Here is a 17,888-nt window from a genome sequence, read left to right as displayed (position 1 = left end):
GACGATCGAAACCTTGTCGTGGCGACCGGCCGTCAGCGGACGGCTGCAGCGCCGCCCGATCCATTGAGAATCAAGCGATTGATAGTGCTGCTCGTTCCCTGAACACTTCACTGAGCTGTGCCGCCACCCGTCTTTCGCACGGGCCGCGCAGGATCAGCACGCTCCACAAGCGAACGTGCCTCGATCCGGTGGGGCATCCTGCTGACGCCCATCATGGATCGCAGCTTCGCGGTCACGCCGATCAGCACCAGCAGCCCGATCACCAGAGCGAAGACGGTCAGCGTGTGCCGGATCGCGTCGTCATACAGCCGTCCGGCATGGAAAATCAGCCAACCGACGCCGACGAACGTGGCGGCCGAGATCAGCGGCAGCGTCGGGTCCGACATCACCATCATCGGCTGCACTCGACACGGACGACGAATCTCCGCGCCGATGAGGTCGACGGAACGCCTTTCAGCGGTCTGCGGGCGTCGATCATGCCTCGATGCGCCAGCGCTCGCTCACCGCGCACGATTTCAGGCCGAGACGCTGCCCGCCGTTAACTGGATGATCTCGCTCGAGGCGCTGCTGGGGCAGAGCGTCACCAACCCGACGCCAGCCGACACGACGGCGAGTATCAGCAGCAGGAGCAAGGCTTCGCGCAGTTCCGCAGCGTGCCCCTCAGTATGACGGAGTGTGAATGCCCCCAACGCGAGCACCGCGAGCAGCGCGACCGGGACGACGAGAATGACGGGCATCGGGCGCTCCTGGCGAGCACACAACGCCCACATCCACCACAAGTTGCCGCGGTGGCCCGCAGCAAGCAGGAGCAGCCCGCCTTGGATCAGGCGGTCAGACCTTCCTCGGCCAGCATCTGTTCGAGCGCACGGCGAACCGCAGCGAGCCCGACAGCCGCTGCAATCTCGCTAGGCGGAAGCCTAGGGAGCCGAAGCGCAGGCTCGGCAAAAGTCGCCGGACCCACTCCATTCTGCCGCTTCACGCGGACCGCCACGGCAAATGGAAGCCCGTTGACGCTGCCGCTCATTACCGCTCATCTCCCTCATAGGTGCCAAGTAATGGCTCCCGATAGGTCGCGGGATGTTCTGCTGACCTGCGGAAAGAATACAGCGTGTCGAGCCTTCAGTTTTGATCTTTGTCAGATCGATGATCATGCGCTCTTGAGGTGGCGAGCTGACCTCGAAAGCGGCATGACGGAGGTGCGGTCATGAGCCCCGTCAACCAGAACACCGCGCGCACAAACCGCGAAGGGTGTCCAACACAGGTTACCTCCGCTCCGGATGCGCCGAACGGAGGCAGAACGGCACCGTTCCGCACCGGCGACGGTATCTTGCACAGGCCGTCCGGCGAGACCTGGGCCTGCGCCTTGACCGCCCCGGAGACCGGCTACCTGTCCTGGCTCGGCTGGCCGCCGGTCGGGCGAGCCCTCATCGCCGACTGCGAGTTGGTGGCAGAGGCAAGGGACGAGACACACCGCGAGTGGCTGCGCGAGCTGAAGAACTCCCGGCGACGCGACGCTGCTCGGGCGCTGCGCCTCTACGGCGATCCGAATGAAGCCACCGTGCTGCGGGAGCCGGGATCTGATGAGGTGCGCCGATGATCGGCCGCACCTACCTCGAAGCAGGCTCGCCCGTCCGCATCCTGATCCGCTGAGGCCGGACCGGCGCCGCACCCAACGCGCCGATCGGCAAACTAGCCGGCTTTTACTGAGGCCGTCGCAACGCGCCGCATAACGTCCTGATCGAGCGCGAGAACGGGAGCCGGGTCGTCCGGCCGTTCCGCGAACGGCGCAAGCTGCCGGAGGTGCGCCATGGGTGAGTACATCCAAGCTGACACAACCGCCGTCGAGCCTCGCTCGGCCCGCAATCGCTCACGGGCCATCCGGCCACGTCATCATGGAGCCTATGACTGTGATACACAGCGTTACAGCAGTAATGACCAGGGCTACTGTGACGGTATTTTGATGCTTGCGCGTTGCGAACAGCACATAACAACCCGCAAGAAACAAAATTGTCAGAGCAGCAGGCGAGGCGAAGATCTGCATAGGTTGGTAAACCGTCGGGTAAACACCCGCTCCTGTCTCCGTTTGTTTCAGCGTGTCATTGATGGCGGCGGAATGATCCGAGCGCGACAGAGCTTCCTGTACGTCTCAGAAAGGCTCCTTAGGTGTTACGGCTGCGGGCGGCATCCCCGGCTTGTCTGCGAGGTCGCTGCGCACGCGAACGCCATCCCAAGAGTTGGTATCCGGCGTTCTAACGCGGTCAGGGATCGTAGCAGTCGATTTCGGCATATTCGACGTACCATCCTGCGAGCCGATCGGCGGATCAGCTACAGTTTGGGCGGCTGCAGGCATGCTTATGGCCAGGGCAGCCAAAGTAGTGAATCTATAAAGAGAGTACATTTGGAGTTCCTCCGCAAGGGGGGGGCGCGACGACGATCTCATCGATCAGGCAAAGTCCTGATCACCAAGATTTATAACTCCGTTAGCGATGCCATCTCGGGCATACCTTCGACCGGCCGCATCCTCGATTTCATCCTGGTAATCTTCAAAGAGATCGAGCGGATCGGAGTCTTCTTCTTTAAACCAGTCCCGCAGGGTATTGATCGGAATTCGACACGGGAGAAGCCGACGACCGTCCGACATCGCAAAACGAACATGCTCTCGCGTGTTCGCATCGATGACTGGCGGCCAGCCTGGGTAACCGACGATCGACATGGCAATCCTCAGCGTGTTCTAGCCCCATCCCAAAACAATCTGTTTCCTAGACAACGGGTGTGCGAGGCAGAACGAACCCCAAAATATAAAATTTATTTTGCTGGCGCCGACATTCGCCTAAGAAAAATATGGACCTCTGCGCGCCATATCGAACCTATGCGAGCGGCCGACGCCTTAATCCGCGAATTCTGCAACCTCATTCGTTGGCAACCGCTCGCCCCGGCCGACGCGCTCGACATCGCGGGGGCGGCATGAGCGCGGTCAGCCGCAGGGCCTTTCTCTTGGCTGCCAGTGCAGTCGCTGTCGTTGCTGGGCTGCCGGCGGGAGCAAGCGCTCCCGCCGCGCCCGTGCCGGCAATCCCGCGTCGGTTGCCGACGCTGGCTGATCTGAAGGCCTGGTCGGAGCGTGCGTTGGCCGTCCTGCAGAAGCACTGGCCCGAGAACATCTACGGTGAGGTGTTCCTGTCCGAGGGCGACAGCCCACATGGCCTGCGGATTTGGTGCGACTGCCCGGGTCGGTCAAAGGAATGGTGCTTGCGCTGCTCAAGCGTTCTGCCCGGCACACCGATGATCGGCGCCATGTCTGGCTATTACGAGCCCGAGTGGGACGAGCGGACCACCGCCGGCATCCTTCAGGACGTCGTGTGGTGGAGCGAGAGGCCGGTCGGAATCAGCGACTCTGAGTGGGTCGAAGCGCTGGCCGTCGTCGGCATGACGCCGGAGGCGCACGTCGAGCGAATGGCGGATCTTGCCCGGCAGATAGGCGAGGACGGCGCCGTCTGGGACCGCATGGCTGCGGAGTGGAACCGGGAGCATGAGGAGGCTGCGCATGGCTGAAGGCCCCGATCTCGGCCGCACGGCCTACGAAGCCCGCGTCGCCGACCATGGCCCGCGCGAGTTCGACCCGTGGAACAGCCTGACGCCGGCGGTGAAGGCGATCTGGGCGCGGGTGGAGGCGGCGAGCCGCGTCGGCGGCGCGGTCTACACTGGCGACACCCGGCAGTTGCACGCCGACCTGCTGATGGCCGCCGACAAGCTCGCCCGCATGGCGGCCCACGCCAAGACGCTCGGGCCGAAGGGCGCCGTCTGGGTCGAGAGCGCGGACCTGCTCATTGCCCTCTACCGGAACGCCGCGGTCGCGCTGGCCACGGCCGAAAGGGACAGCAGCGAATACGCCGATGCCATGGACGCGCGCATGGCCGACGCGATCACCATGGAGCGCATCGGCTCAGCCCTGGCCGCCTTCGCCCGCATGCACGCGATGGCTCCGCCGGAAGGCGTGCGGCTGAGCGGATGGCACCCGGCCATCACAGCCGCCCGGACGGCGCTGAAGGATGCCGGGCTTCAGCGGCTGCTTGACCGATCACCCGGGAGTGCCCGCGACGCCGGGCTGAAGGAGCAGGGAGGGGGCAGTGCCGCGTAGCGTACCTCGCGCGCCCACCGTGCGGTTCTCAATCGACCCTGCCGACATCCCGGCAGAGAAGGTGGGCCGCCGTCTGCATCTCACGCTCTCACAATTCGAGGCCTGCAAGACGCGCCTTTTCATGCGCGGCTTTCCGCGGCCGGATCCCGACACCGGCATGTACTGCCTGGAGGCGATCGACCGCTGGCGCCTGCACCGGCATCCAAGCCAGTTTCCAGAATTGGCGGGCGCCGATTCGGCGGTGTCATCTCCGGCTCCGGAGAAGGATCTCGGAGCGATGGCCCGTGAAGCCTACAGGCGGCAGGCCCCGGAGTGGCGCCGGAATGGTCGATCTACCGCGCCACGTGCGCGGCCGGCCGAACCCGTCGGGCCGGATGTACTTCAGCTTCGAGCGTTATCGCGGCACGCCGCGCGCATGGCCGGTCGTGCCGCTTCTCGACGCGCCGCAGGACGATGCTTTCTGGCGCCGTTGCCGGCAGTTCGAAGCCTTGATCGCCGAGCCGACCGGCGCAGACTGGGCCTGGGCTTGGACGGGCTCTTCGGGGCGGGCATATCCGCTGCCGCTGCCGCAGCCGCGAGGGGAGGGTGGTCCGGTGGCCTTCTGGGCGGCCGTGGACGCCGCCGAGATCCGCGACCGAACCGACGACGGCCAGACCCGGAAGACGTTCGACGCACTGATCGACGCCTACAAGTCGCATCCCGCCTACAAGAAGCTCGCCGCGCTCACCAAGCGCGACTACGACCGGCACCTGAAGGCCATCAGCGAGGCCTGGGGCAGCGAGCCTGTGGCCGCGCTCACATCGCCGGCTGCCCAAGCGGCGATCGACCTCCGGTCCGGTACGCCGTCGGGCGCCCGCTACTTCCGGGCCGTCCTATCCAAATTGCTCTCGTTCGGCGGGGCGCGTGGCTACTGCACAGCTAATGTCGCGCGCATAGCCGAGAAGGTCGAGCACGAGGTCGAGCCACATAAGCCGTGGTCAGACCGGGCCTTTGAGGCGTTCTTCGAGCACGCGCGGCCCGGGTTGCATTTGCCCGTCTACTCCGCCCTCTACACCGGCCAGCGCTCGGTCGACGTGGTGCCGATGCTGCGGCCGGCACCTGCCGCCAATGCCATCGAGCTGACCGCGAGGAAGACCGGCGCTCAGGTCTTTGTGCCGATCCACTCGGAGTACCGCGAGATCCTCACCCGCGCCCACATCGACCATCCCGCGCTGCATTTGCGGGAGGATGGCCAGCCCTGGACGCTCGCCGCCTACCGGACCGCGTGGCAGCGCGAGGTCACGTCGAAGGCCAGCAAGGGCACGGCGGCGCCCGTGACGGCGGCGAAGGCCGCGGCGATGAAGACGCTGCGCGACGGCGCCTTCGTGTTCCACGGCCTGCGCAAGAACGCCGTGAACATGCTTCTGGAGGCCGGAAACACGGAGGCCGAGGTGTCGGCCATCGTCGAGATGTCGGAGCAGATGGTGCGCCACTACAGCCGTGACGTGAACAAGCGCCGGCTCGCGATCAACGGAATGCGCAAGCTCGAGGAATGCTGGAAGGAGACGCGGGCCAACTTGTTTGGAGGTGGGGGTGCGCACTGATAAGCGGCCGCTGAGGTGTGTCCAAACTCATCCGAGTCAGTCCATGATTTCGCTCATTGCGAGCTTGAGGGTTGGACACAGCACTCGCTGACATAACTGGGTTTTTCGAGGCGAACAAAGAACTTTTAATCTGTAGGTTTTGGGTTCGAGTCCTGGCGCGCTCACCATAACTTACAGGTACTTATCCGGTGCGGCCGCGACGAGCGTGGCCGCTCAGGGTAACAATAGCTTTCGCCTCCGAACCAGAAGAGAGCCGCTGTGATGGTGCGCCCCTGTTGCCACCGTCGACCCTCGAAGCAAATTATCTCCGTTCCCGACCGCTGATTGACGAGAGCGCTTAGGTCCGAACTGCCAAGCCATATCCGTAGGTGATGGGAGACGAAGGCGGAGCGAGACGCCGCGCCCCAAAAACTGCGGATAAACTTCGGGCGCAGTTCGGGCCGGACCGGCGCGGCTTTGTCGAACTGATGCGCCGATATTACACCTCCAGGTAATCCTTCATCTCACCAGGGGTCGCTGCTGGGGCGCCGAGGTGCTCGTCGGCTCGGGTGATCAGATCCTCGTTCTCGATGGGTTCGCGTGCAGGCGCGCTATGACCTGCGCGCTGAGGTTCTCGGGGCGTCGAAGGCGACATGGATGCTGCCGATGCCGCAGGCGAGAAAGCCGCGGATCAGAATGTGTCCTTATCTGCGGAAACCATAAGGGCCAGCGGCCGATGGCCACGCATACAGACCGAACACAAGACTTCGCCCGATCGAAACGCCCGCCCATCACAACTCCCCTTGCAACGCGGGAGCCATCTACACAGGACGTTTTGTCTCCGAATCTTGTCGGGCATGCCGAAGATCGCCGTTGCCTCCCAAAATCGGTCACATATCGCGCGCCGTTAAAGACGAGACGAGGTATTAAGCTACATTGAGCAGTCGCCGGAAGCCGACATTCTGCTTTGCGTCCTCCTCGGTCATTCAACGCCGCTGGATAAAGTTCCCAAAGGAGACGTCTGGAGCCTGTCGTCACCTGAGGTGATCGAGGGCTGCGGCGAGGCAGAGGCCTCCGGTGAAGCTGGAGGCGGTTTTCTCATAGCGCGTGGCAACCGCTCGCCACTCCTTGAGCCGTGCCCAGAGCCGCTCGACGACGTTGCGGTTGGTGTAGATCCAGTCCGGGCAGCGCTCGGGAGCCTCGTTACTCTTGGACGGGATAGCAGGTGTTGCCCCGACCTCTCGCAACTGCTGCCGGAAGCGTTGGCTGGAGTAGCCCCGATCCGCCACGACCCATTGGGGAATGCCCGGCAAGCGACCGAGCAAGGGCAGCGCGTGGGGTAGTTCATGGGCCTGCCCCGGTGCGATCCGAAAGGCGATCGCGCGGCCTGCGCCGTCAGCGATCACGCAAGCCTTGGTCCCATAGCCGCCACGTGATCGGCCAACAGCTTCACGATCGTCTCGCTCGGCTGCAGATCCCCCCTTTTGGCGGCTCCAGCCGCCTTCTGATGCGCACGCATATTGGTGCCATCGAGGAACACCATGCCCAGCTGAACGCCGCGCTCCTGCACGAGAGCAAGTAGACGCTCCCACACCCCGCCGCGCGACCACCGGATGAAGATCTGTGCGGCCCGCCACCACGGCCCCAGGTCTTGCGGGATCGCGCGCCACTTGGCGCCGTTCTGATGGCGCCACAGGATCGCCGAAAGCGTGCGCCGCAGGTCTTGCGGCGGTGTCTTCGCCTTCGGCCGACAAGCCTCGACCAGTGGCTCCAGAACAGCCCATTGCGCGTCGCTCAGCATCGTCCCTCCTCAGAGCGGAAACACAAAACGCGTGCTGCGCCAGATGGTTCAGGCGACGACAGACCCTAGCATTCTTCGTCGGCCGTAACCCTTTCTCGTGAGACTGCGAACTACCAGAGCTCTGCCGGATTTTATTGTGTCCTTAGCTCCCGATGATTTAATTGTTTGATGAATGCTATTGTTACTAAATGAAAACCATTCAATAATTATTTGTTATATAAAGAGGCTGGATCGTTGACGAGGCTGTAGGAAAACCTAAACAGCCAGATTTAGTCTATATCGATAGACATCACCTCGAAATAGACCTTCAACATATTCAATCATCACCGAATGCTGATTGTAGCTGTGCCGCTTTATCAACAAGCACGGCATCGGCGAGCCGAAGCCAAAAATCTCGCATTCCTCAGTCGTCGGCATTGTTGCCTCAACCGTCTGCTCGCAGCGTAGGAGGCGGCCCCCCTCATGTTGCGCGAGAAACGCGTACACTGAACCGGACAAGTCACCGCTCTCAAGGTCAGGCACCGCCCTGATGTTGTACCAAGCAATCTCACGTGACATCGGTACTCCGTCGCCAGAACGCACCCGGATGAGTCGCAAAAACGGCGATGTCGAAGGCAGCCCAAAAATCGAAGCGATCGACCGATCTTCAGTGACCACTCGCTCAAGGATGCGGGAGGACGGGATTTTTCCTAGCTCGCGCATTTCCTCTGTGAAGCCCTTGAGACGGTCCATCCCGGGACGGACGGGCTCTGGCCGACGCCGGACGAGAAAGCCCGAGCGTCCGCGTGGGACGAGAAGCTCGTCGTCGCGCAGTTCGGCATAGGCGCGCTGAACCGTGACCCGGCTGACGCCGAGACTATCGGCAAACTGACGCTCGGCCGGCAAGATGACGCCGGGCGGCAACGAGCCCGACAGGATCAAATCACGCAGCTGCTCTTCGATCTGCCGATAAAGCGGCATGGCCGTGTCATCGCGCAGTCGCACGAGGGACAGCACCGAGGGGCGATCACCGATTGCGGCTTGAGGCCTCACATCGCCATCTGTCATCTGATTTCCGAATCGCACTTCCTGCCGCGCTCCGGTACTATAACCTACGCTGACCTGGATCCGAGCGCGACATGAAGATCTTTGTCGTTGGTAGCGTCGTCGTCGCCTGCTCCGTCAAAGTAACACGGCTGCCGCTCGCAGGTGAGTCTCTCAGTGGATCAACCTTCTTGGCGGAGCCCGGCGGCAAGGGGTTCAACCTCGCGCTCGCGGTGAGCCGGCTCGGCATCGGAGTCGACGGCATCTTCTCCGTGGGAGAAGATATGTTTTCATCCGTTATATCGTCCACCTTCGCGCAACTCGGTTTTTCATCTGAGATGCTCGTGTGTCGCGAGGGCTCGACAGGCGCAGGCGTCGCCTTCGTTGATCCGGCCGGAGAAAATTGTCTCGCCGTGTGTCTCGGAGCCAACCTCGCGCTTACGGCCGACGATATCCGCAGCTTCGCTCCGCGCCTGCTTCGCTCGAACCTCGTCGCTGCAACGTTCGAAACGCCCGACGCGCCCATCGATGAAGCGTTCGCGCTCGCCCGAGCGCGTGGTATAACAACACTGCTTAATCCATCGCCCTTTCGCCCGATCGCGCCATCCATTCTGGCCAATACATCAATTCTCGTCGTCAACGCGGTGGAAGCGACGGCACTTGGCATCAGCATTCCTGGCCTCAGCGCTGAGGCATTACAGCCAACACCCGCAATCGACAGGCTCCTCGCTGACGGCGTGGATCTTCTCATCGTCACCCTGGGGCATCGCGGTGCGGTCGCGTTCCGATCGCATGGTCCACCCCTTCATCAACCGGCCTTCGAAGTGGCTGCGGTCGACACCGTCGGAGCAGGTGACGCGTTCGCAGCCGGCCTGATCTCAGGACTGCTCGCAGGCAAGCCGCTCATCGAGGCGCTGCGCAGCGCTGCAGCGTGCGGCGCACTCACCACGCTACAATTCGGCGCTTTCAACAGTTTCCCGACAGAGCTCTCGCTCGCAGCCTTCATTGACCAGAATACCTTTGAGCAATGACGCGACATGTTTCGGCCGCCTGTCAACGGCTCGCCGAAGAGCCAGCGAACGTCGAGATCGATGCAACGATGCTCAACAGTTCTGACTGGCGGTTGGTCCCCGTCTTGACGAAAATCGATCTGAGCTGGCTTCGCACGGTGCTGGCCTGAACGCCGGTATTCTCAGCATAGATCTGCAACCGTAATCCACCGGCGAGTGCTCGGAGCAGCCGCGCTTCAGCGGGGGTCAGATCGAACAGGACATGCAGCAGATCGTTATCCGGCGCCGGCGGTGCGCCGATCTTTTTCAAGATCAACTGCATCGCGGATGCATCAAAGACGTCGTCATCCGGCTTGGCGATGCGATGGACGTGAGCGACGAAGGCGCGATGATCGGAGATCGCGCGCACCGGTAACGTACATGCGACGCTGCGGCCATCGGCAACCCCGCTAATCGCTTCGTGCAGCAATTTGCTGTTTGAGAAATTCCTGAATAGCGATTCGGTGTTCTGACCAGACGCAATCCTTCCGTGGCTCGCCTGTAGGCATTCGTTGGTGATCAGGATTCGGCCAGATGCCGTCAAAATGGCGGCTGGAAGTCCGATATGGTCCAGCGTCGTCGTGGCGACCCGCGCGCGCTCGTAGCCATATTGTGCGCTCAGGTGACAGGCGCGAACCAGATGCGGCCTCAGGGCGTCCAGTCGGGCGAGAAGGCCTGTTCCGTAGGGGCCGCGTTCAGCTCGGCGTTCCGCGGTGACGATCGCGAGATCGCCATTGGGAACTTGAATGGCCGTGCCGGCCCGCCACGGGTGTTCGTTGCTGCTGCACATATCGCTGCCGCCGCAGCAGATGAACGCGCTATCGACGTCCTGTATGAATTTCGTATGCGCGAGCATATGCAGGCGCGGGTTTCGCCCTGTATTACGAAGGGTAGGCGGAGCAAGAGCGGAGTTGGACTGGCATTTCGGGGCCGTTGAAGCGACCCAACGAGCGGTGCCGACTTGTGGCAGCACGATCAGCGAGCTTCGATCGGACTCGGCATAATTGCAGAGCCATTGAATGGCATCGACCCAGAGCCTTGGTGAGCCCGCAGCCTCATAGATTCGGTCGATGAGCGATTCGAGCACCGTTCTGCCTCGTCTTTAAAGTGGTGGCTTCTCCCGATTAGGACCAATATCAGTCCAAAATTAGTAACGGCATCATCCGAATGAGGGATATGGATCCTCGGGCGAGCCATGCCGACCCGATCGGTCGGCTTCGAACCGCCCTGAAGTGAAGGATCAGCCAGGGCAAAAGGATCTGGTGATGAGGAGAGAAAAGGGGCCGAGTACAGGGCAGGTGACGCTAACGCCGCGTCAATCTAAGCCCTGAACCAGTCGGAGCCACGCGCGTGCAAATTGGCCGTCATGAGGCTTCGCAATGCCATCAACTTCTATGACCAGAATGCGTCCCAGGCATTCGTCCAGCTGCCTGTAACGACACCCCTAAGCTGCCGCGACTGGCTGAAGCCGACCGGTCGCATGATGTGTTCTTAGATTCGCGCCACCGAAGAGGCCGCATGACCGGCCCGATAAAGGGCACGCTGGCCTTCAACCTGCTCGTGTCCCGATCAGCGGCACATATTGGAGGCAGCGCGCGATAGGTCCGAAGAGGCGGCCGCTGCCGCGCATCAATTGGGTGGCCGATAGGCTTCGGGAGGCAGGTCGCGGAAGAAGGTTTCGCCGGGCGCCTGACCTGGAGCCGGCTTGGGCGCGATCCCGCTACCGCTTCCTTCCGTGATGTAGCGTTGGCTCCCCGGCTCTGGCAGGACGGGCGCAGGGGCCTGCGGGGTCGGCGTTACGATGTAGCGCTTCTGATCGGTCGCCACGCTCGGGGCACTTGGCGGAGGCGCGACAGGCGGCGCGACAGGCGTCTGCGGTCGTTCCACGACGGGCGTCTGTGGCGGCGGATTCTTGGCTTTCTGCGCCTCGGCGGCAGCCGGCCGGCTCGGGCGGCGGGCGGCCGTCTTGGGCGTGGTCCGAGGCGGTCGCCCGCGCACGACAGCCGGCGGGGGGCGAGTGCCTGGCAGGGTGATCCGGAGGCCCTCCACGGCGCGCATGAGGTCACCGAGGCTCGCCTCGGCGGTGCGGCACAGCCTGATCCGCAGGGAGATCGCACGACGCGCCAGCGGCTGCGCCTGGAACAGCGCGGGTGGCTGCGCGCCGGCGACGTCGCTGCGGCCGCCCTCAATCCATTGCCAGGCGTAGAGGCAGTCGGCACCCAGCGCGATTCCCACCGGGCCGTAGGCGTTTCGAAGCGGTGGCCGCACGGTCATCGCCTGTCCCGGAAACCGGACGGCAATCTCCCCCGAGATCCCGAACGCGCTGGGCTTGGCCAGTCGCGGCGGGAAGGCGAGGAGCAGGTCGGCGGTCTCCTGGCGCAAGGCGATCTCGGCATGGTTGCGACCGTCGCCGCCGGCATAGCGCAGCCGCTGGTCGAAACCGTCGCGCTCCCGCGTCTCGATCACCGCGGTGAGGGCCCCGGCGCCCGGCATCGACAAGACCGGGACCGTCTGCGCATGCACTGCGGCGGGCAGGAGGAGCCCCGCCAGGGCGCAGTACCGGGCCACGTAGGTCGCCGCGCGCCTCACGGCGTGGTCCGCTCGGTCGAGGCGGAGGTGTCGTAGGCCGAGCGCGCCGGCAACTGGAACCGCTTGGCCTCCGAATTCTCGGGCCGTTGACGCTCCGCCTGCTGGTCCTGCCATAAGGTTCCGACAGCGGGCGGCGTCAGGAGTTCCGGCTTATCCACGCCGCGATAATCCGGCAGCAGGGCGTAGCCGAACCGCTCGTAGGGCATTGGACCCGCGCCGGGCACGCGTCGCGCCACCAGGGGCGGCGCCTGGGTCGCGGGCTCCTTCATATAGGTCCCCGCGGGAACGGGCTCGGCCAGCGCCCGCGCGAGTCCCGGCGGGGGGTAGCGCAGCGCGTTCTCCATGGAAACCGCCAGAGGGAACTCGTTGCGCTGGACGGCGAGGGGTTTCGCATCCGCGGCGGCCGGCGGCAGGTCCGGCCGGGGCACCCGGTTGGCCGGAGGAGTCTCGGCCCGCGCCGCGGGAGCCCCAGGGCGCCCGGGCCCAGGCGTGGGGGGCGCGGGGTCGCAGGGCAGCGGCGATCCGCCGGTCGTCTCGCGGAACACCAGGTCGACCACCTTGGGGAAAAGTCCGTCGTAACGGTTCACAACCTCCAGGAACGGCCGCTGCCGCTTCAGCCGCTGGAGCGTGAGGGCGTAGCCGAAGACGGTGCCCTCACTCGGCATCCAGGCGACGGCCCGCTGAAACCATTCCAGGGCCGTGTCGAACTGGCAGGAATTGTAGGCGTACCACGCGAGCCCCTGGGCGCCTTCGCCCGAGGTGGAGGCCGTCACGACCTGGGCATAGCGGGCGATGCGCGCGGGCTCGATCGCGGGCGGACGGGGCAGCGTCAACTTCTGCTCGAGGATGTCGATGTAGAGCAACTCGTTGCCAACGAACCGGTCGCGCCACGCGTAGGCGACCTCCTCGGCCTCGCGCGCCATGTCGAGCTGGCGCAGGGTCAGGGCGAGCCCGTGGGCGACCATGGCGTCACCGTTCCGGGCGATTGCCTGCTTGAACCATTCGAGCGCTTCGCGGAATTGACGGCGCTTGTAGGCGTACCAGCCGAGCAGGCTGGTCTGGCTGGGATCGCCGCTCTTGCGGGCAACGGTCTGGAACGCCGCGAAATCGGCGGGGGTCGGGGTCTCGGCGCTCTCCTCATGCAGGAACGCGGCGATCCGCGCGCGCGTGATGTCGAGGCGGATCGCGTCGAACTCCGAGGTCCCGTTCGCGCTGCGGTGACCCATCTCGATCAGGCGCTCCGCCTGTGCCATGCGCAGATGCGCCATTGCCTTCTGGATGGTGGCGAGGCGCACGCCGGCATCGGCGCTGCCGTCGAGAATCGACTTGTAGAGCTCGAACGCCTCGTCGCCCGAACCGGAATCGCCCAGGGCGTCGGCGACCGTCCAGATGCTCTGCACGTCGAGCGGATCGAGGGCGCCGGGGTCGGTCCGGTAGAGATCGATGACTGCGGCGGCATCCTTGCCGGTGAGCGCCGTGATCCGGGACCGGAACTCGGCTCGGCGGAGCTTGCGGGCCAACTCCTCGGAGGGCTGCCACGCAGGATCGATCGAACGCCGCGCGGCGATCGCCGCGCGCAGGTCGTCGAAGCGCCCCGCGGTGAAGAGGTCCCAGAGGGGCGCCTCCTCGGGCGGGCTCGGCTGCAACGCGTCGAGATCCGGCGGCTCGTTCCAGCCCGGATAGAGCCGCTTGAGACGGGCGATCTCGGCCTTCATCCGCGCCGTCTGCTTCTGGGCCGCGTAGTAGCGCAGAGCGCTCTCGTCGACCATGTCGTTCGTGCGGGACGTGGCCGGGTCGGCCAGGATCGCCGGCGCGCGCGGGCCGTCGCCGTAGACGATGCGCGGCTCGGCCCGCGTCGGCGCAGCGGAACTCTGCGGCGGGAGGCCGGATCGCGCGTCGACCTGCGCGGCGGCGGGCGAGGCGGCGAGCGCCAGCACCAGGAGACAGGGGGCGGCCGATCGGAGTCGAGCCGGCGGAGGACCAGTCAGGACTTCAGGCATGACGGGTAGCGCATGCGGGCCGCAGTCAGGGCAAGGAGGCTCAGGGTCGCTGGATAATAGTTCTGGTTGCCGATATCGCCCCGTGCATCTTCCGGAAAGGGCGTGCCGTCGAGGGCACAGGCCACCAGGGCCGAGAGCCCCAAGTAGCCGGCCTCGGTGAGCCATTCGACCTTCCGCCCGTCGCCGGTGTCGACGATCGGCAGCCGTTCCCGGTCGGAGCCCGACCACAGGGCCTGGAACGGTGCGAGGTCGTCGGGACGCACCAGTCCCGCCCAGACGAGGTAGAGCGGGATGCGGATGGCGTTGTAGGAGAACAGAGGCGGGAAGCCGGTCGCAGGATGCGGAGCGTCCTTCGCGGAGATCCACTCGGTGGGCAGGTTGCTCGGACCGAAGCGGGACTGCCGCAGCAGCGCGAGGCCGCTGCGCGTCAGGGCCGCCCAGTCGTATTCCGGCGCCACGAGGGCGAGGCGCGGGAAGGCGGGGAAGATCCAGTAGGAGAGATTGATCAGCGGACCGTCCGGGCGCTCCCGGGCCGAGAAGCCCGAGACCGCGGGGAGCAGCAGTGCCCCGTGCGGGTCGCGGAACAGGATGGTCTTGCGCCCGAACTCGATGGCGATCCGGCGGGCTGCGGTGCGGTAGCTCGGCTCGTTCCAGGCCTCGGCCGCCTCGGTGAGCGCCCAGGCGACAAGGATGTCGCCGTCGGTGGCGTTGTTCATGTCGCCCACCGCCGGCCGCTTGTCGGGAGACCAGCGCCACGCCAGCAATTCGTCGCCGCGGACCATCAGGTTGGCCCGGGTCCAGCCCCAAATCCGCTCGAAGCTGATTCTGTCGCCCGCCGCCACGGCGAGCAGCATACCGTATCCTTGGCCCTCGCTGTGGCTGATCTGACCGTTGGCCGTGTCCACCACACGGCCCTGATCGGTGATGAACCGGGAGCGGTAGGCCCGCCACGCGGTATCGTTGCCGAGCTTGCCGACGAGGCCAGGGCTCGCCGCCTTGCCGGCCTGAGCGGGCTGCGTGCCGGGTTGCGCCGTGCTCGGTGGTACGACGGGCTCGTCCTGGGCGGAGGCCGCCGCGGGCAGCATCATCGCGACAACGAGGGCGGCGGCGAGGGAAGCGCGGTCGCGGCGGCTCATGAGTTCCTCCTGCCGACGTTGCGCACGAGGCTCGTGGTGGCGAGGCCGAGGCAGAGGGCCATCGCGAGGGTCATGCCGACGTAGTACCCCGTGTTGACCGACAGCCACGCCGCGGACACGAGGCGCAGGTTCGCCAGGGATCGCGGCTGCGTCTCGACGATCTCGATCCGCTCGGGCCGGGACGTCATGAGCGTCCCGTTCGACGCGTCGAGGAAGGCGGCGCTGCCGCCGAGCTTCGCCCAGACCACGGGATCGACGAGGCAGGAGACGGACGCCTTCAGCAGCGACGTGTTCGGCGCGGTGACGATCACGGTGTTGCTCGACTGAACCGGCTGCCCCTCGGCGATCAGCAGCGAGGCCGTGGCGGGGACGTCGACCGTCGCGTCCGACTTCACTTGCGCCGACACTGTCTGGCGCAGGGATCGCACCGTGTTGGTCATCTCGTTCCAGACTGAGTCCAGGGCGGCCCAGATCTGGCGCGAGCCGCGCGTCGATGCCTCCCAGCGGTCGATGAGCTCACGGTCCGACGAGGAACCCGGAGCGGTGGCCGGGGCCGATGGCGGGGAGGGCGCGGCGCTCGCCTCGTTCTGGGACGCCTGCGCCTGCTGGGGCTGGACGGGCTGCGCCGGGCGCACCTGCGGGACCAGGGTCGGCAGGGCGCAGCGCATCGGCAGGTTGCGTCTCAGGCGATCGAGGGTGAGCACGCCCTCGGGGCCGAACTGGCCCGGGGTGGCGACCATGTCGGCGCGGCCCTCCCAGACCCGCTGGATCTGCTGCGGATCGAAGCCGACCGATTCCAGGAGCGCCGGATCGAGGGCGCGGGCGGGCGCGACCACGAGTTGGCTCGCATCGGAAGCCACCTGTTGCTGGGTCACCACCTCGAAATCTATGACCCGCTCGGATGCCATCGCCAGACGGGCGGCCAGGGTCGCGGCAGCATCGGCGCTGTCGCGGTCCGGAGTCGGCAGCACGAGACGCGGACGCTGCGCCGGGACGACAAACGGGACGGCGCCGCCTTTGATCGCCGCGAGGTCGGGACTGCGCGCCGCCCGGGCGAAATGCGGGATCTCGATCCGCGAGCGGTCGAGGAACAGGAAGCGCGCCTGCTTCGCCGCCGGGCTCAGCGTGTCGCAGGTCTGGTCGGCGGCGTTCGGCAGCTGCGCCGAGATCTCGACGTGATTCACCCCCGGACGCCACAGGCTGAAGGGCAGGGGAATCGCGCTGTCGTCGAACACCTCACCGCGCCCGTCGGGGAGCGGGACGCTCGCCGCATTGCGTCCGTTGATATCGATGACGATGCGGGCGTCCGGCGAGAGTCCGGCGACGTAAGCCCCGGCCAAGTGCAGCATGACCTTGCCGTAATCGGCCGGGACGAAATCCCCGGGGAAGCGGAGGTCGAAGCCGACATGGAGCAGGCGGCCCGAGAATTCGCGGGACGCCGCGCCGAGGCGGTCGAGCGTCAGGCTCTCGCCGCCATGCACCATGTAGCCGCGGAAGAGCTGAACAGCCTTGAGTCCGTCCGGCGTCCCCGTGTCGGCCGGAACGGCGAGGTTGGTGATCGCCTGACGGACGTCCTCATCGCGAGCCCCGGTGACCACCAGGGTCGGCGGCGTGTTCGGCCGCGTCGGCAGCATGGCGAGGCGGGGCCCAGTGGTCGGGCCGAGCTCGGAGACCCCTTCGACACCTGCGATCTCGGAGGCGGTGCCGACGACGAGGTTGATGCCGTTGCGGCCCTGCAGGAGGGGGCCGAACGTCACGGTCGGCCGGGCGACCCGCCCCACGAGTGAGAGGGCCTGCACGGCCCCGATCATCCGCTCCAGCCGCGCCAGGTTCGGGCGCTCGTTCAGGATGACCTGGATCGGCAGGGCGCCGCTCTCGTCGGGCTCTGCGGCAGCGAGGGACCGGACGTCCATGTCGGTGGCCGTTCCGACCACGAGACCGGATCGCGACGGGTCGATCTGCGTCCACAATTCGTAGGTCGCGCCGACCGAGCAGTCGACGCGGTGGCGTTGGCTGGCGGTGAAGGTCACGGCATTGTAGCCGGGCTTCAGCACACCGTCGGCAATGGCGAACTCCACCACCTTCACGGCGCCGGGCGCCTGGATACGGGTCCAGCCGACCTTCGTGCCGTTCACGAAGGCGTCGAGTTCGGAAGTCTCCGGCGCCACCGAGATGGCCGACAGATACGAGAGGCGCAGCCGTGCCGGTCCCCGCGTCTGCGCCTCGGTGAGGTAGACCGGGTAGCGCAGGGAATCCTCTTCCCCGGTCAGGCGGAAGCCGCGCGGGCCGGACGGAAGCCGGCGCGCCGGCGCGATGGTCGACTGGATCACCGCGCGTGGCACCGTCTGCGGCGCGGCGGCCCGCGGCGGCTCGGGCGGTCGCGGCGTCGATCTCTGCTCCGCCGCCGCCGCGTCCGGCCGGCGCGCGGGTCTTGCCCCATCCTCGGACGGCGCACGCAGGGCGTTGCCGCTGGGCGGGACCGTCAGCCGCTCTGCCGGGCCCGAGCCCAGGAAGCTCTGGGCCAGCGCCGGGACGCTCGCGAGACCGAGCAACAGCCCCAGCACGGGGAGGTGCAGCCGGGCGCCCATCGCCG

The 17,888-nt window shown here is 65.9% G+C and carries 15 protein-coding genes; 5 read left to right on the top strand and 10 right to left on the bottom strand.

The genetic code is table 11. The features are described from left to right. Positions 1-107 precede the first annotated feature (107 nt). Positions 108-395: a hypothetical protein gene (locus ABIE45_RS28050; RefSeq protein ID WP_192711654.1), complete on the bottom strand. Its 288-nt coding sequence runs from the start codon at positions 393-395 to the stop codon at positions 108-110. A 120-nt stretch (positions 396-515) separates the two neighbouring features. Then, the gene (locus tag ABIE45_RS28045; protein ID WP_192711655.1) at positions 516-737 is read right to left on the bottom strand and encodes a hypothetical protein; all 222 of its coding nucleotides are present in this window, start codon (positions 735-737) and stop codon (positions 516-518) included. Positions 738-1,204: 467 nt separating this feature from the next. Between ABIE45_RS28045 and ABIE45_RS28040 the strand changes: the two genes are divergently transcribed. Then, positions 1,205-1,597, top strand: coding sequence for a hypothetical protein (locus ABIE45_RS28040; protein ID WP_192711656.1), 393 nt, complete (start codon positions 1,205-1,207; stop codon positions 1,595-1,597). Between the two features lie 846 nt (positions 1,598-2,443). Here ABIE45_RS28040 and ABIE45_RS28035 read toward each other — a convergent pair. Next, positions 2,444-2,641 carry a DUF1488 family protein gene (locus ABIE45_RS28035; protein ID WP_373622905.1) on the bottom strand — a complete coding sequence of 66 codons (198 nt, stop codon included), beginning with the start codon at positions 2,639-2,641 and terminating at the stop codon, positions 2,444-2,446. A 323-nt stretch (positions 2,642-2,964) separates the two neighbouring features. Here ABIE45_RS28035 and ABIE45_RS28030 point away from each other — a divergent pair, with 323 nt between their 5' ends. From ABIE45_RS28030 to ABIE45_RS28020, 3 genes are all read left to right on the top strand, one after another. Beyond that, on the top strand, positions 2,965-3,549 hold the full coding sequence (locus ABIE45_RS28030; protein ID WP_192711658.1) for a hypothetical protein: 585 nt from the start codon (positions 2,965-2,967) through the stop codon (positions 3,547-3,549). Then, a complete protein-coding gene (locus ABIE45_RS28025) occupies positions 3,542-4,135 on the top strand; it encodes a hypothetical protein (RefSeq protein ID WP_192711659.1) in 594 nt (197 codons plus the stop codon). The genes ABIE45_RS28030 and ABIE45_RS28025 overlap by 8 nt, the downstream gene beginning before the upstream one ends. Positions 4,136-4,458: 323 nt before the next feature. After that, positions 4,459-5,718 (top strand): integrase, encoded by a 1,260-nt coding sequence (locus ABIE45_RS28020; protein WP_192711660.1) that lies wholly within the window; start codon positions 4,459-4,461, stop codon positions 5,716-5,718. Between the two features lie 1,013 nt (positions 5,719-6,731). Here ABIE45_RS28020 and ABIE45_RS28015 read toward each other — a convergent pair. Continuing rightward, a protein-coding gene (locus ABIE45_RS28015) for an IS5 family transposase (protein WP_373622098.1) occupies positions 6,732-7,498 on the bottom strand; the annotation gives its coding sequence in 2 pieces (ribosomal slippage) (positions 6,732-7,183 and positions 7,183-7,498; 768 coding nt in all). A 255-nt stretch (positions 7,499-7,753) separates the two neighbouring features. Then, positions 7,754-8,545: a GntR family transcriptional regulator gene (locus ABIE45_RS28010; RefSeq protein WP_192707401.1), complete on the bottom strand. Its 792-nt coding sequence runs from the start codon at positions 8,543-8,545 to the stop codon at positions 7,754-7,756. Between the two features lie 71 nt (positions 8,546-8,616). Between ABIE45_RS28010 and ABIE45_RS28005 the strand changes: the two genes are divergently transcribed. After that, positions 8,617-9,552, top strand: coding sequence for a ribokinase (locus tag ABIE45_RS28005; protein ID WP_192707402.1), 936 nt, complete (start codon positions 8,617-8,619; stop codon positions 9,550-9,552). 22 nt (positions 9,553-9,574) lie between these two features. On the opposite strand, the gene ABIE45_RS28000 is transcribed toward ABIE45_RS28005, so the two are convergent. The 5 genes from ABIE45_RS28000 to ABIE45_RS27980 all read right to left on the bottom strand — a co-directional run bounded on the left by ABIE45_RS28000 (position 9,575) and on the right by ABIE45_RS27980 (position 17,883). Continuing rightward, positions 9,575-10,657: a helix-turn-helix transcriptional regulator gene (locus tag ABIE45_RS28000; protein WP_192707403.1), complete on the bottom strand. Its 1,083-nt coding sequence runs from the start codon at positions 10,655-10,657 to the stop codon at positions 9,575-9,577. Positions 10,658-11,199: 542 nt separating this feature from the next. Next, positions 11,200-12,159, bottom strand: coding sequence for a cellulose biosynthesis protein BcsN (gene bcsN / locus ABIE45_RS27995; protein ID WP_192707404.1), 960 nt, complete (start codon positions 12,157-12,159; stop codon positions 11,200-11,202). Continuing rightward, positions 12,156-14,159 carry a hypothetical protein gene (locus tag ABIE45_RS27990; protein ID WP_192707405.1) on the bottom strand — a complete coding sequence of 668 codons (2,004 nt, stop codon included), beginning with the start codon at positions 14,157-14,159 and terminating at the stop codon, positions 12,156-12,158. The genes bcsN and ABIE45_RS27990 overlap by 4 nt, the downstream gene beginning before the upstream one ends. After that, complete coding sequence (locus ABIE45_RS27985) at positions 14,144-15,295, bottom strand: glycosyl hydrolase family 8 (RefSeq protein WP_192707406.1); 1,152 nt, start codon at positions 15,293-15,295, stop codon at positions 14,144-14,146. Before ABIE45_RS27985 ends, ABIE45_RS27990 begins: the two co-directional genes overlap by 16 nt. After that, complete coding sequence (locus ABIE45_RS27980; protein ID WP_192707797.1) at positions 15,292-17,883, bottom strand: cellulose biosynthesis cyclic di-GMP-binding regulatory protein BcsB; 2,592 nt, start codon at positions 17,881-17,883, stop codon at positions 15,292-15,294. Before ABIE45_RS27980 ends, ABIE45_RS27985 begins: the two co-directional genes overlap by 4 nt. Positions 17,884-17,888: the final 5 nt, after the last annotated feature.

Source organism: Methylobacterium sp. OAE515 (assembly GCF_041806315.1).
Lineage (GTDB): Bacteria > Pseudomonadota > Alphaproteobacteria > Rhizobiales > Beijerinckiaceae > Methylobacterium > Methylobacterium tardum.
This window is presented reverse-complemented; position numbering and strand designations above follow the sequence as displayed.

Coding starts and splice junctions, on each gene's coding strand:
- ABIE45_RS28050 (WP_192711654.1), bottom strand. CDS start 395: ATGATGGTGATGTCGGACCCGACGCTGCCGCTGATCTCGGCCGCCACG.
- ABIE45_RS28045 (WP_192711655.1), bottom strand. CDS start 737: ATGCCCGTCATTCTCGTCGTCCCGGTCGCGCTGCTCGCGGTGCTCGCG.
- ABIE45_RS28040 (WP_192711656.1), top strand. CDS start 1,205: ATGAGCCCCGTCAACCAGAACACCGCGCGCACAAACCGCGAAGGGTGT.
- ABIE45_RS28035 (WP_373622905.1), bottom strand. CDS start 2,641: ATGTCGGACGGTCGTCGGCTTCTCCCGTGTCGAATTCCGATCAATACC.
- ABIE45_RS28030 (WP_192711658.1), top strand. CDS start 2,965: ATGAGCGCGGTCAGCCGCAGGGCCTTTCTCTTGGCTGCCAGTGCAGTC.
- ABIE45_RS28025 (WP_192711659.1), top strand. CDS start 3,542: ATGGCTGAAGGCCCCGATCTCGGCCGCACGGCCTACGAAGCCCGCGTC.
- ABIE45_RS28020 (WP_192711660.1), top strand. CDS start 4,459: ATGGTCGATCTACCGCGCCACGTGCGCGGCCGGCCGAACCCGTCGGGC.
- ABIE45_RS28010 (WP_192707401.1), bottom strand. CDS start 8,545: ATGACAGATGGCGATGTGAGGCCTCAAGCCGCAATCGGTGATCGCCCC.
- ABIE45_RS28005 (WP_192707402.1), top strand. CDS start 8,617: ATGAAGATCTTTGTCGTTGGTAGCGTCGTCGTCGCCTGCTCCGTCAAA.
- ABIE45_RS27990 (WP_192707405.1), bottom strand. CDS start 14,159: ATGCCTGAAGTCCTGACTGGTCCTCCGCCGGCTCGACTCCGATCGGCC.
- ABIE45_RS27985 (WP_192707406.1), bottom strand. CDS start 15,295: ATGAGCCGCCGCGACCGCGCTTCCCTCGCCGCCGCCCTCGTTGTCGCG.
- ABIE45_RS27980 (WP_192707797.1), bottom strand. CDS start 17,883: ATGGGCGCCCGGCTGCACCTCCCCGTGCTGGGGCTGTTGCTCGGTCTC.